The 13,186-nt window shown below is 66.7% G+C and carries 14 protein-coding genes; 3 read left to right on the forward strand and 11 right to left on the reverse strand.

Features of this window, described 5'->3' with window-relative positions; genetic code table 11:
• Positions 1–4: 4 nt before the first annotated feature.
• From ET21_RS0112725 to glmM, 4 genes are read right to left on the reverse strand one after another with little or no spacing between them, the layout of a single operon-like run.
• Positions 5–604, reverse strand: a complete 600-nt coding sequence (locus ET21_RS0112725; RefSeq protein ID WP_030540006.1) for a ribonuclease HII — start codon at positions 602–604, stop codon at positions 5–7.
• The gene (gene thiD / locus ET21_RS0112730) at positions 597–1,355 is read right to left on the reverse strand and encodes a bifunctional hydroxymethylpyrimidine kinase/phosphomethylpyrimidine kinase (protein WP_030540007.1); all 759 of its coding nucleotides are present in this window, start codon (positions 1,353–1,355) and stop codon (positions 597–599) included. Before thiD ends, ET21_RS0112725 begins: the two co-directional genes overlap by 8 nt.
• Positions 1,352–1,576 (reverse strand): DUF1272 domain-containing protein, encoded by a 225-nt coding sequence (locus ET21_RS0112735; protein ID WP_021238397.1) that lies wholly within the window; start codon positions 1,574–1,576, stop codon positions 1,352–1,354. Before ET21_RS0112735 ends, thiD begins: the two co-directional genes overlap by 4 nt.
• Entirely contained in the window at positions 1,576–2,916 is a 1,341-nt protein-coding gene (gene glmM / locus ET21_RS0112740; protein WP_030540008.1) for a phosphoglucosamine mutase, read from the reverse strand. The genes ET21_RS0112735 and glmM overlap by 1 nt, the downstream gene beginning before the upstream one ends.
• A gap of 83 nt (positions 2,917–2,999) precedes the next feature.
• Between glmM and ET21_RS0112745 the strand changes: the two genes are divergently transcribed.
• Positions 3,000–4,415 carry a sodium:alanine symporter family protein gene (locus tag ET21_RS0112745; RefSeq protein WP_051768164.1) on the forward strand — a complete coding sequence of 472 codons (1,416 nt, stop codon included), beginning with the start codon at positions 3,000–3,002 and terminating at the stop codon, positions 4,413–4,415.
• A 74-nt stretch (positions 4,416–4,489) separates the two neighbouring features.
• On the opposite strand, the gene ET21_RS0112750 is transcribed toward ET21_RS0112745, so the two are convergent.
• From ET21_RS0112750 to ET21_RS0112770, 5 genes are all read right to left on the reverse strand, one after another.
• A complete protein-coding gene (locus ET21_RS0112750) occupies positions 4,490–4,672 on the reverse strand; it encodes a CsbD family protein (RefSeq protein ID WP_021238400.1) in 183 nt (60 codons plus the stop codon).
• Positions 4,673–4,815: 143 nt separating this feature from the next.
• Positions 4,816–5,352: a 30S ribosomal protein S9 gene (gene rpsI / locus ET21_RS25905; RefSeq protein WP_037470946.1), complete on the reverse strand. Its 537-nt coding sequence runs from the start codon at positions 5,350–5,352 to the stop codon at positions 4,816–4,818.
• A complete protein-coding gene (rplM, locus tag ET21_RS0112760) occupies positions 5,352–5,831 on the reverse strand; it encodes a 50S ribosomal protein L13 (RefSeq protein ID WP_021238402.1) in 480 nt (159 codons plus the stop codon). Before rplM ends, rpsI begins: the two co-directional genes overlap by 1 nt.
• A 148-nt stretch (positions 5,832–5,979) precedes the next feature.
• A complete protein-coding gene (cutA, locus tag ET21_RS0112765) occupies positions 5,980–6,270 on the reverse strand; it encodes a divalent-cation tolerance protein CutA (RefSeq protein ID WP_030540012.1) in 291 nt (96 codons plus the stop codon).
• The gene (locus tag ET21_RS0112770) at positions 6,267–7,313 is read right to left on the reverse strand and encodes a COX15/CtaA family protein (RefSeq protein WP_030540013.1); all 1,047 of its coding nucleotides are present in this window, start codon (positions 7,311–7,313) and stop codon (positions 6,267–6,269) included. Before ET21_RS0112770 ends, cutA begins: the two co-directional genes overlap by 4 nt.
• Before the next feature lie 141 nt (positions 7,314–7,454).
• Here ET21_RS0112770 and ET21_RS0112775 point away from each other — a divergent pair, with 141 nt between their 5' ends.
• Positions 7,455–9,491, forward strand: coding sequence for a PAS domain-containing sensor histidine kinase (locus tag ET21_RS0112775; RefSeq protein WP_030540014.1), 2,037 nt, complete (start codon positions 7,455–7,457; stop codon positions 9,489–9,491).
• A 118-nt stretch (positions 9,492–9,609) separates the two neighbouring features.
• Here ET21_RS0112775 and ET21_RS0112780 read toward each other — a convergent pair whose 3' ends face one another.
• Positions 9,610–10,251, reverse strand: coding sequence for a 2-dehydro-3-deoxy-6-phosphogalactonate aldolase (locus ET21_RS0112780; protein ID WP_030540015.1), 642 nt, complete (start codon positions 10,249–10,251; stop codon positions 9,610–9,612).
• Between the two features lie 4 nt (positions 10,252–10,255).
• Entirely contained in the window at positions 10,256–11,152 is an 897-nt protein-coding gene (locus tag ET21_RS0112785) for a 2-dehydro-3-deoxygalactonokinase (protein WP_030540016.1), read from the reverse strand.
• 134 nt (positions 11,153–11,286) lie between these two features.
• Here ET21_RS0112785 and ET21_RS0112790 point away from each other — a divergent pair, with 134 nt between their 5' ends.
• Entirely contained in the window at positions 11,287–13,089 is a 1,803-nt protein-coding gene (locus tag ET21_RS0112790; protein ID WP_030540017.1) for an IlvD/Edd family dehydratase, read from the forward strand.
• Positions 13,090–13,186 lie beyond the last annotated feature (97 nt).

Genomic DNA, 13,186 nt, shown 5'->3' on the forward strand with positions numbered 1-13,186 from the left:
GATCCTACAGCAGCATCAACTGCGCGACGGGGGCGAAGCTGCGGCGGTGCAGCGGCGTCGGCCCATGTTTCCGCAGCGCCGCAAGGTGCATCGGGCTGCCATAACCCTTGTTGCTTTCCCACCCATAATGCGGATGCTCGCTGGCCGCTTCCACCATCATCCGGTCGCGCGCTTCCTTGGCCAGGATGGAGGCGGCGGCGATGGACAGGCATTTGGCGTCGCCCTCCACCACGGCCGTCGAGGCCCAGCGCCATTTGGGGCAGCGGTTCCCGTCCACCAGCACATGGGCGCAGTCCCGGTCCAGCGCCTCCATGGCCCGCGTCATCGCCAGCATCGTCGCCCACAGGATGTTCAGGCTGTCGATTTCCTCCACCGAAGCGACGCCGACCCCCCAGCACAGCGCCCGCGCCTTGATCTCCCCCTCCAGCACGGCGCGGCGGGCGGCGGTCAACTGCTTGCTGTCGTTGAGGCCATCGGGGCAATCCTCCTGCCGCAATATGACGGCGGCGGCGACCACGGGCCCGGCCAGCGGCCCCCGGCCCGCCTCGTCCACCCCGGCGACAAGGCCGGGATGATGCCGCAGTTCGTGCGCGAAATCAGGCATGGACATGAAATCCCAGCGGCGATCCCATGGGACCGCGCCCCTGCCCCAGTCCGGGCGCCAGCGCCAGCGCCTCGCGCACATATTTGCGGGCCCGCTCGATCGCATCGATCAGGTCCCGGCCCTGCGCCAGTCCGGTCGCGATGGCGCTGGCCAGCGTGCAGCCGGTGCCATGATTGTGGGGCGTGTCGATCCGGGCGTTGCTCCACGCCTTGAGCACGCCGCCGGGGCCAATCAGCCGGTCGGTCAGCATGGGGCCTTCGCCATGCCCGCCCTTGGCAAGGACATGCGTGCCGAACCTGACGGCGATCTCCTCACCGCCCAGCGCCGCCAGTTCGGGGATGTTGGGCGTGACCAGCGTCGCGACTGCCATCAGCCGCTCGAACGCCGCAATCGTCGCTTCGTCGGCCAGGACGGAGCCGCTGGTCGCGACCATCACCGGGTCGAAGACGATGGGAACCTCCAGCGCCGCCAGACGATCGGCAACGGCAGCGGCGGTCCCGGCCGAACCGATCATGCCGATCTTGACCGCATCCACGCCGATGTCGCCGATGACGCTGTCCATCTGCTGCACCACCATGGCGGCGGGAATGGCATGCACGCCCTGGACGCCGGTCGTGTTCTGCGCCGTGACCGCCGTAATCGCGGTCATGGCGTGCCCGCCCAGCAGCGTCACCGTGCGGATATCCGCCTGAATGCCCGCGCCGCCGCCGCTGTCGGACCCGGCGATGATCAGGATGCGCGCAATGCTCATGCCTTGTAATGACGCTGGGTTGAGGCGGGATGCCGGGCGAGCGCATCCCCGGCGCGGACCGGCCGGTCCATCAGTTCGCCGCCGCAATTGGGGCAGCGATCGTCCAGCGCTTCGGCGCAAGGCGCGCAGAAGGTGCATTCGAACGAGCAGATGAACGCGCCCGGCTCGTCCGCAGGCAGATCCACGCCGCAACGTTCGCAGTCCGGCCGCATCTCCAGCATCAGGCCGCCACGCGCGCCACGGCGTCGCAGATGCGCTCCACCACGTCCCTGACCTGATCCTCCCGGTCGCCCTCGGCCATCACGCGGATCACCGGCTCGGTTCCTGACGGGCGGATCACCAGACGGCCGCAGCCGTTCAGCTCCGTCTCCGCCTGCGCGATCACCCGCTTCACCTCGTCATGATCCAGCGGCTTTCCGCCGGAAAAGCGGACATTTTTCAGCAACTGCGGCACGGGATCGAACTGGTGCAGCAGGTCGCTGGCCCGCTTGCCCGACCGCACCAGCGCCGCCAGCACCTGCAATGCGGCCACGGTGCCGTCGCCGGTCGTGGCATAGTCGCTCAGGATCATGTGGCCCGACTGCTCGCCGCCGACGTTGAACCCGCCCTCGCGCATACGCTCCAGCACATAACGGTCCCCGACCTTGGTGCGCTCCAGCCTGATGCCCTGGCCTGCAAGGTGGCGCTCAAGGCCCAGGTTGGACATGACCGTGGCCACCAGACCGCCGCCGCGCAGGCATCCCTCGCGCGCGAAATTGCCCGCGATCAGCGCCATGATCTGGTCGCCATCGACGATGCGGCCCTTCTCATCCACGACGATCAGCCGGTCCGCGTCCCCGTCCAGCGCGATGCCGATGTCGGCGCCGGACGAAACGACCGTCTCCTGGCACAGCAGCGGCGATGTCGATCCGCACTGGTCGTTGATGTTGACGCCATTGGGTGAAACCCCCACGGCAATCACCTCCGCGCCCAATTCCCACAAGGCGGAAGGCGCGACCTGATAGGCGGCGCCATTCGCGCAATCGACGACGATCTTGAGCCCGTCGAGGCGCAGGTCGGCCGGGAAGCTCGACTTGACCGCGTGAATATAGCGCCCGCGCGCATCCTCCACCCGGCGCGCCCGGCCAATGTCTGCCGCTGGAGCGAGGGGGATGTCCTGCTCCAGCATCGCCTCGATCTTCAGTTCGTCCTCGTCGGACAGCTTGTAACCGTCCGGCCCGAACAGCTTGATGCCATTGTCGGCATAAGGATTATGGCTGGCGGAGATCATGACGCCCAGGTCGGCGCGCATCGAATGGGCCAGCAGCGCGACCGCCGGAGTCGGGATCGGACCGAACTGGACGACATCCATGCCGACAGCGGTGAAACCGGCGACCAGCGCATTTTCCACCATATAGCCCGACAGGCGCGTATCCTTGCCAATCACCACGCGATGCCGGTGGCTGCCGCGCTGGAAATGCTTTCCCGCCGCCATGCCGACCTTCATCGCCAGTTCCGCGGTCATGGGCCACTGATTGGTGCGTCCCCGAATGCCGTCGGTGCCGAAATATCGCCTGCCCATGATTCCCTGTCCCGGTCTGACCTTGCGACACCCATAGCAATCTTTGTTCGACTTTCCACCGGAGACCAGCCATTCCCTTGCCGATGAGCGCATTCAACGCCGCAGTCGACGCACTATCGGGCGCCGTCTTTTTCAAGGTGCCGCTGCTGGGCGCGCACATCGAACTGATCGTCCTCTATCTCGCGCTGCCGATGCTGTTCTTCACCGTCTGGCTGGGCTTTCCCAATGTCCGCGCGGTCGGGCGGGCACTGCGCATCCTGCGCACCCAGCCGGAGGCCGGCGAGGCAAAAGGCGATGTCAGCCAATGGGGCGCGCTGACGACGGCGCTGGCCGGGACGATCGGCCTCGGCAATATCGCCGGGGTCGCCGTGGCGCTGACCATGGGCGGGCCGGGCGCGATCCTGTGGATGTTCATCATCGGCTGGTTCGCCATGACGGTGAAGATGGCGGAAGTGACGCTGGGCCTGAAATATCGCGTGTTCGATGAACGCGGCCATGTTCATGGCGGGCCGATGTATGTGCTGAAAGCCATTGGCGCGGCACGGGGATGGCCCCGGTTGGGCCTGGCGCTGGGCGGGCTCTACGCCTTCTTCGCGCTGTTCGGGGCCATCCCCATGGTGCAGGTGAACCAGAGCTTCGCGCAGGTCCAGGTCGTCACCGGCCTTTCCAACGGCTGGACCTATGGCGTGATCCTGGCGGCAGCCGTTGCGCTGGTGACGTTGGGCGGCGCTGCGTGGCTGGGCGAGGTCGCCAAGCGGCTGACCCCGCTCAAGGTCGCGGTTTATCTGGCGGGGGTGGCAGCGGTGCTGATCTTCCATGCGCCGCAAATACCTGCGGCGCTCGCCCAGATTTGGCATGGCGCGTGGAGCGGCAATGCGGCGACGGGCGGCGCTGTGGGCGCTTTCGTTGCGGGCATGCGGCGCGCCGTGTTCGCCAGCGAGGCCGGGGTCGGTTCCGCCGTGATGGCACACAGCCTCGCCAGAGTGCGGCACCCTGTGTCCGAAGGGCTGGTGGCATTGCTGGAACCGCTGCTCGGCACCATGATCGTCTGCGCAGTCGGCGGGCTCGCATTGGTCGTGGCGGGCACATGGACATCAGGGTTGGAAGGCATCGCCATCACTTCCGCCGCCTTCGCGCAGGTATCGCCCTGGTTCCCATGGCTGCTCGCGATCGTCGTCGTGCTGTTTGCCTATTCGACGCTGGTCGCCTGGGGATTTTATGGACTTCAGGCCTGGGGTTATCTGTTCGGCAACGGTTCCAGGGCGCAATGGAGCTACAAGATCCTCTACATCATCGCGCTTCCGCCCGCCGCCGCGATCGATCTGGGGCGCGTGGTGGATATCGTCGACAGCAGCTTTTTTCTGATGGCGATCCCGAACGTCATCGCGCTCTATCTCTGCGCCGGGGAATTGCGGCGCGACGTCAGGGATTATCTTCGCCGAAGCGAGGCGGAACACGCATCGGCTGCTGATGAGGCGCTGGCCCGATCCCGCACTTGAAGCCTTTGCGATACGGCAGACAAGGCGAAGGCCTCACCCCAAAGGGGCGAAGCCTTCTGCCATTCAGCTATGTGTCAGATGTCGTCGCCAAGCGCGCCCTTGATCGAGCCTTTGACATTCTGGGCCGTGCCTTTGGCCTTCTGAGCGCGGCCTTCGGCTTCAAGATCGGGATCACGCTGGTGGCGGCCCACGGCTTCCTTCACCGAGCCTGCCGCCTTGTTGGCAGCGGCCTTCGCCTTGTCGGTCAGTTCGCCCATCGCATTTCTCCTGTCGATTGCGGTTGACAGATGAACATCCGGCACGGCGGGAAGTTGCGTCCGGTACGGGGCCGGAATGGAAAAAGGGCAAAAGAAAAGGGCCGGCAAATGCCAGCCCTTCCCTGATCTTGCAAAAGAGGCGCTTAGCGCTTCGAGAACTGGAAGCTGCGGCGAGCCTTGGCGCGGCCGTACTTCTTACGTTCGACCGTACGGCTGTCGCGGGTCAGGAAGCCTTCGGCCTTGACCGCGCTGCGCAGCGCCGGTTCATATTTGCTGAGCGCCTGGGCAATGCCATGCTTGACAGCGCCAGCCTGACCCGACAGGCCGCCGCCCTTGACGGTGGCGATCACGTCATACTGGCCTTCGCGGTCAGTGACGCCGAAGGGCTGGTTGATGACCAGACGCAGGGTCGGGCGAGCGAAATAGACTTCCTGATCGCGGCCGTTGACCGTGATCTTGCCGGTGCCGGGCTTTACCCAGACGCGGGCGACGGCATCCTTGCGGCGGCCGGTGGCATAAGCGCGGCCGAGGCTGTCGATTTCCTGCTGGCGCAGCGGAGCAGCGGGCTGAGCGGGAGCGATGGGCGCGTCGGCAGCGGCGGGAGCCTCACCAGCGGCGGGCGCGGGAGCGTTGGCGGTCAGCGACGCGAGGTCGGACAGGGACTGGCGGTTATCGGACATTATGCACCCACCTTGTTCTTGCGGTTGCGCGACGCGAAATCGAGCACTTCGGGGTTCTGGGCTTCGTGCGGATGTTCGGCACCGGCGAAGACGCGCAGGTTGCGCATCTGCTGACGGCCGAGCGGGCCGCGGGGGATCATGCGCTCCACGGCCTTTTCCAGCACGCGCTCAGGGAAACGGCCTTCCAGGATCTTGGCGGGCGTGGTTTCCTTGATGCCGCCGGCATAGCCGGTGTGCTTGTAATAGACCTTGTCGGTCAGCTTGCGGCCGGTGAACTTCACCTTGTCCGCGTTGATGATGATGACATTGTCACCGCAATCGACGTGGGGGGTGAAGGACGGCTTGTGCTTGCCGCGCAGGATGTTCGCGACGGTCGACGCGAGGCGGCCGACGACGAGGCCTTCCGCGTCGATCAGGATCCATTTCTTTTCGACCGTTGCCGGGGTCGCCGGCTTGGTGGTCTTCATCAGCGCCTTCATGGTGCCAATCTCCAGAGTGTAATAGAGGACTGCGCGGCTTTTTCCGGCCGTGCAGAAGTGGGGCGCTAATGACGGGCGGGAGCCAGGAAGTCAAGAGATTCGGCGGCTTTCGTGACGGGTAAAATAATACCCGTCGCCTTTACCCCCCTCATCTGGAGATGTGGCCGGCGATCCATTTCGCGTAGGCCGGCTCGGCCGCATCCACCGGCAAAGCGAGGATCGCCGGGACGTCATAATCATGCAGTTCGCGGATGCGCTGCATCAGCGCGTCGCGGCGGGGGGGGGCGGGCTTGATGACGCCGTTCCATTCGTAGATTGAGGTCGCCGCCCCCAGGATATTGGCGCAGGCGGCCAGCCTTTCCTGCACCATCTGCCGCCCCACCTGCTCCGCGCGTTCGGCCGAGCCGAACAACGTGTAGACGAGAGCGACCCCGCTCATGCCCGGCGGATGCCCGCGGCGTGCGCGCCCCATGCGGCGGTGGCCACGACCAGCGCGCCGACGGCCTGATGAAGCACGGCGAGCGGCAGGGCGATGCCGCTGATCACGGTCGCGATGCCGAGCGCGATCTGGGTGCCGACCGCCGCGTTGATGGCGATCGACGCCCCGCGCCGCCCCGCCCGCTTAGCGCCGCGCGCCAGCAGGATGAGGGCGGCAGCGGCGGCCCAGGCCCACCAGCGATGGATAAAATGGACGAGGTAGGGATCGCTGGAGACGGTCGCCCACAGCGAGCCCAGCCATTCGATCCCTTCGGGCACGAAATGGTCGTTCATCAGCGGCCATGTGCTGGAGACATAGCCCGCGTCCAGCCCGGCGGTGAACGCGCCGAACATCAGCTGGACGAACAGGATGAGCAACACCACCAGCGCGAAGGGCCGCAGCGCCGCTGGCCGCGCGCGCGAGTTGCGGGCCAGCATGAACAGGTCGAGCGCGGTCCAGATCAGCCCGCCGATGATGAACAGCGCGGTGAGCAGGTGGACGGCAAGACGATAATGGCTGACATCGGTGCGCACCGACAGGCCGGATGTCACCATCCACCAGCCGATCGCCCCCTGAAGCCCGCCGAGCGCGAGCAGCGCGGCCAGACGCGGGCCATAGCCCGCCGGAATGGCGCGTACCCAGGCGAACCAGATGAGCGGCAGCGCGAAGGCCAGCCCGATCAGCCGCCCCAGCAGGCGATGCACCCATTCCCAGAAGAAAATAAACTGGAAGTCCGACAGGCTCATGCCCCGGTTGATTTCCTGATATTCCGGGATCTGCTGGTAAAGCCGGAACGCTTCCATCCACTGGTCATGAGTCAGGGGCGGGATGGCGCCGGTGATCGGTTTCCATTCGGTGATGGAAAGGCCCGATTCGGTCAGGCGGGTGATCCCCCCCACCACGACCATGCAGAAGACGAGCGCGGCAACGGCAAGCAGCCAGCGGGCGATCGACGCCGGCCGGGGGGACGGCCAGGCGGGGCGGCGGAGAGCGAGCGCGGTCATGGCGCGGTTCATGCGCTGGCGGCGGCACTGTTGCAAGAGGGCGGCGCGCGGACAAAAGGTCATAGGCAAAGCGAAACGGCCGGATACAATCGCGCGGCCGGGCGTATCCCGCCAGATGGGAAAGTTAACCGAGGATAGTCAATGATCGGCCCGGTTCAGCAAGCAGCCGGGATGATCGCGGCGCAGGGCCCGCTGGGCGCGATGACCGCCCGTATCGATTCCCGATCACCACTGGGGCCGGTAAACCAATGGTCGCCCGCGCTGCTGTCCACCGTGCGGCTGATGCTGTCGTCCAGGGCGGAGATCGTCCTGTTCTGGGGACCGGACCTGTGCGCCCTGTATAATGAAGCCTATGCGCCCACGATCGGCGACAAACATCCCCATGCGTTGGGCCGCCCGGCGCGCGAATATTGGGCGGAGCTGTGGCACGATCTGGAGCCGCTGCTGCTGTCGGTCGTGCGCGACGGCGAGACGGTGCATGCCAAGGACCGCCCCTTCTACATCGAGCGTGACGGCGGCCGGGGCGAGCAGGTCTATTTCGACATCAGCTATTCCCCGGTGTACGAACTGGACGGATCAGTGGGCGGCGCGCTGTGCATCGTCAATGAAACGACGCGCCGGGTCGAGGCAGAGCGCCAGATGATGGCGGAACGCAACCGTTTGTGGACGCTGGCGCGCGATCCCTTCCTGATCGCCGACAAGGCGGGCACATGGATCGCCGCCAGCCCCGCCTGGACCGAGATATTGGGGTGGAGCCAGGAAGAACTGATCGGCCGCACGTCCGAATGGATGGAGCATCCCGAAGATTTCACGAAGACCCGCCAGCAGATCGAAAGCCTGAACGAAGGGACGCCGACGCTGCGGTTCGAAAACCGTTTCCGGGCGAAGGACGGCAGCTACCGCACCTTTAGCTGGACCGCCGTGCCGGACGGCGGGCTGGTCTATTGCGTGGCGCGGGACGTCACCGACCAGCGGTCGCATGCGCAGGCGCTGGCGGAGACGGAAGCGGCGCTGCGGCAGGCGCAGAAGATGGAAACGCTGGGCCAGCTGACTGGCGGGGTCGCGCATGACTTCAACAATCTGCTGCAAGTGGTGACGGGCAATCTGGAACTGCTGCAACGCGGCCTTGCGGGCGATGAGCGGCTGCGCCGGGCGGCCGACAATGCGATGGGCGGCGCGCAGCGGGCGGCGATGCTGACGCAGCGGCTGCTGGCCTTTTCACGGCGTCAGCCGCTCGCCCCCGAACAGGTCGACCCCAACCGGCTGGTCGCGCAGACCACCGAATTGCTCAGCCGCACGCTGGGCGCGACGATCGAACTGGAAACCATCCAGGCGGCGGGCGCATGGCCGATCGAGATCGACGTGCCGCAGATGGAAAATGTACTGCTGAACCTGGCGGTCAATGCGCGCGATGCGATGCCCGCTGGCGGCAAGCTGACCATCGAGGTGGCGAACACGCATATCGACGCTTATTATGCCGCGCTGGAAGAAGAGGTGACGCCCGGCCAATATGTGCTGATCTGCCTGTCGGACACGGGCCATGGCATGGACGAGGAAGTACTGGCGCGCGCGATCGAGCCTTTCTTCACGACCAAGGAAGTGGGGCGCGGAACGGGCCTGGGGCTGTCGATGGTCTATGGCTTCATGAAGCAGTCCGGCGGCCATCTGCGCGTCTATTCCGAACCGGGGCAAGGCACCACGGTCAAGCTCTACCTGCCGCGCAGCCGCGGCCGGGTGGCGGCGAACGACCAGTTGGCCGAACCCGCCCGTCCGCCGCGCGGCGCTGGCAACGAAACGGTGCTGGTGTGCGAGGATGACGAGAAGGTGCGCGCCTATTCGGTCGAGGTACTGACGGAACTGGGCTATCATGTGCTGGAGGCGGAGGACGGGCGCGCCGCCCTAACCCGGCTGGACGAGACTTCTCCGCCGGTCGACCTGCTGTTCACCGATGTCGTGCTGCCCGGCGGCATGACGGGGGCGGACATCGCGCGCGAGGCGCTGGAACGCCAGCCTGCGCTCAAGGTGCTGTTCGCCACTGGCTATGCGCGCAACGCCATCTTTCACCATGGGCGGCTGGACCCCGGCGTGGAATTGCTGACCAAGCCTTTCACCTATGCCGATCTGGCGCGCAAGGTGCGGGAGATATTGGACCGGACCAAGGCCAAGGGGGCGGCTTGAGGGGGTGTGGCAAGCTCAGGCGGGCGGGAAAGCGGCAGCGGGTTTGAGGAACGAAGAGGGGCTTCGACAGGCTCAGCCTGAACGGGGGAGAGCGATGGAGGCGATCAAAATGCTGCGCCTAGCGGAACTCGCCCTTCGCCGCTTTCCACGCCGCGACCAGTTCGCGCGCCTTTTCGCCAGCCTGGGCGGCGCTGTCACCGGGGCGGTAGAGCGCGCCACCGACGCCGATGCCTTCGCAACCAGCGGAAAGCCATTCGCCGATGCTGTAGGCGCCCGTGCCTCCGACAGCCCACAGGCCAACGTCGCGCGGCAGCACTTCCTTCACCGCCTTCACATAGGATGCGCCGAGCCGGGCGGCGGGGAACAGCTTGATTCGGCGCGCGCCTGCCCTGACGGCGGCGAAGGCTTCGCTGGGCGTCATGAAGCCGGGCATCAGTTCCAGCCCCAGCGCCGCGCCACGGGCGATGACGGCGGGGTCGGTGTTGGGCGTCACCATGATGCGGCCACCAGCGCCGTGCAGCCCTTCGGCGGCCTCGACCGACAGAACCGTGCCGCCGCCGATCAACGCTTCCTCGCCAAACTGGCGCTGGAGCGCGGCGATGCTGTCCAGCGGGCTGGGCGAGTTCAGCGGCACTTCGATGATGCGGAGCCCGGCGTCGATCAGGGCCGCGCCGACAGCGGGCGCTTCCTGCGGGGTGAGGCCGCGCAGGATGGCGACGATGGGGGGCGCTCCATCAGCGAGCAGGTCGTCAAGGGTCATGGGATCAATTCTCCGTAAAGCCAAGGCCAGCGAGCGCGCAGGCTTCGCCGTCGAGCAAGCGGGATCGCACGCCCTGCGCCTCCAGCGCCTGGGCATAGCGGGCGGACAGGCGCGGGTCGCCGATCAGGGTGACGTTATCGCCGTGAAACAGGGTGGCGCGGATTTCAGCGATCTCGCAGCCGATGAGCAGGCCCGACAGATAGCCGGACGCCCAATCGGCGGACTTGTTCGCGCGCAGCCGCATGGACCGCGCGGCGAACAGGCCAGTGAGCAGCCGCCCTTCGCCCGCGCGGGCAAGCCCGTCCGCGAAACCCGCTTCCTCCTGCTCGGCGTCGCCAGCGGCGTCCCTTGGGGCCAGGGTGGAACGGTCGCGCAGCAGGGCGAACAGTTCCCCGGTCGGGACGGTGCGGAAGGCGAGGACCCGGCCATCCTCCACCAGCGTCCATTTATTATGCGTGCCGGGCAGGACGATGAGGTGGCGGCCCCGCGCCAGATCGGGATGGAGGGCGCAGGCTCCGAATATCTGCGTTTCTTCCCCCCGCATGACGTCTGGCACGCCGTCCGCGCCATCGCAGGTGAGGCCCGCCATGATGCTGACCGGCACGCCCCGCCAGTCGAAGCTGGCGGCGGTGGCGCGCCATGCCGCTGCGCCCGCGGGGCACTGGGCATAGGGCGCTTCCACCCAGCCATCCCGCGCGCCCGCCATGCCACAGAGGCGGATTTCAGCGGGCATGCCATCTTCAAGCCATGGCGCGATCGCCCCGGCGAAGGCCGGTTCGGCCTGATGCCCCGCCTCCCCGATGCCGGGACCTTCGGCCTGCGCCGTGATGCGGCCATGCTGCACACGGAAAAGGCGCAGGTTGCTGGTGCCCCAGTCGCCCAGGACGGCGTAGCTGCTCACAGTGGCGATCCTGCGCTGAACAGGGTGGATCGGGGCATGGTCATGTCAAGTCCTTGAAACAGTATTTGTATGAGTATATGGGGAGAGGCGAGCGCGTCAATGCGTCCCTTCCTCTTCACCGTCAGGATGCCGTCATGAGCGAAAACTCCAAGCCCGCCCCCAAGTTGCGCAGCCGCGCCTGGTTCGACAATCCCGACAATATAGACATGACGGCGCTGTATCTGGAGCGCTACCTGAACTTCGGCCTGACGCTGGAGGAACTGCGCAGCGGCCGGCCGATCATCGGCATCGCCCAGACCGGCAGCGACCTGTCGCCCTGCAACCGCCACCATATGGTGCTGGCGGAACGGGTGCGCGAGGGCATTCGCGAGATGGGCGGCATCGCGCTGGAATTTCCCGTGCATCCCATTCAGGAGACGGGCAAGCGGCCGACCGCCGGGCTTGACCGCAACCTTGCCTATCTGGGCGTGGTCGAGGCGCTGTACGGCTATCCGATCGACGGCGTGGTGCTGACCACCGGCTGCGACAAGACGACGCCCGCGCTGCTGATGGCGGCGGCGACGGTGAACATTCCCGCCATCGCCCTGTCGGTCGGGCCGATGCTGAACGGCTGGCACAAGGGCGAGCGCACGGGGTCGGGCACGATCGTGTGGCATGCGCGCGAACTGCTGGCGACGGGGCGCATCGACGATGAGGGATTCATCAAGCTGGTGGCGTCGTCGGCGCCGTCCACCGGCTATTGCAACACGATGGGCACGGCGACGACGATGAACAGCCTGGCGGAAGCGCTGGGCATGATGCTGCCGGGATCGGCGGCGATCCCCGCGCCCTATCGCGACCGGCAGGAGGCCGCCTACCGCACCGGCAAGCGCATCGTCGAGATGGTGCGTGAGGACCTCAAGCCCTCCGACATCCTGACGCTGGACGCGTTCCACAATGCGATCACGGTCAATTCGGCGATCGGCGGATCGACCAACGCGCCCATCCACCTGGCCGCGATCGCGCGTCATGCCGGCGTCGGCCTGCCGCTCAAGGATTGGGAGACGGTGGGGCACAAGGTGCCGCTGCTGGTCAATCTGCAACCGGCGGGCGAATATCTGGGCGAGGATTATTACCGCGCCGGCGGCGTGCCCGCAGTGGTCGGCCAGCTGATCGCCCAGGGGCTCATCCGCGAAGGCGCGATGACCGTCAACGGCAGGACCATGGGCGAAAACTGCCGGGGCGTGGAGATCGAGGATGAGCGCGTCATCCGCCCCTTCGCCCAGCCGATCAAGGAGGAAGCAGGCTTCCTGGTGCTGTCGGGCAATCTGTTCGACGCGGCGGTGATGAAGACCAGCGTCATCAGCCCGGAATTTCGCGAGCGTTATCTTTCGAACCCGGACGATCCCGATGCGTTTGAAGGCCCGGCGGTCGTGTTCGACGGGCCGGAGGATTATCATGCGCGGATCGACGATCCGGCCACGGGCATCACGGCCGACACGCTGCTGTTCATGCGCGGCGCGGGGCCGATCGGCTATCCGGGCGCGGCGGAAGTCGTGAACATGCGCCCGCCCGCCTATCTGATCACCGAAGGCGTCGGCGCCCTGCCCTGCATCGGCGACGGGCGGCAGTCGGGGACGAGCGGCAGCCCGTCGATCCTGAACGCCTCGCCCGAGGCGGCGGCGATGGGCGGCCTTGCGCTGCTGGAAACGGGTGACCGGGTGCGCATGGACCTGAAAAAAGGGACGGTCGACGTCCTGATACCGGACGAGGAACTGAAGGCCCGGCGCGATCGGCTGGTGGCGGCGGGCGGCTATCCCTATCCCGCATCGCAGACGCCATGGCAGGAAATCCAGCGCAATCTGGTGGGTCAGCTGAGCGAAGGCGCGATCCTGGAGGGCGCGGAGAAATATCAGCGCATCGCGCAGACCAAGGGACTGCCGCGCGACAATCATTGAGGCGGCCCACAGCCGCCTTTTTGGCATTGAGGCGGCCCACAGCCGCCCTGGCGAAACGAATCATGCCGGTCCCGCCTGCTGCACGGGCGGACCGGCG

This window comes from Sphingobium sp. DC-2, assembly GCF_000722555.1.
Classification (GTDB): Bacteria; Pseudomonadota; Alphaproteobacteria; order Sphingomonadales; family Sphingomonadaceae; genus Sphingobium; species Sphingobium quisquiliarum.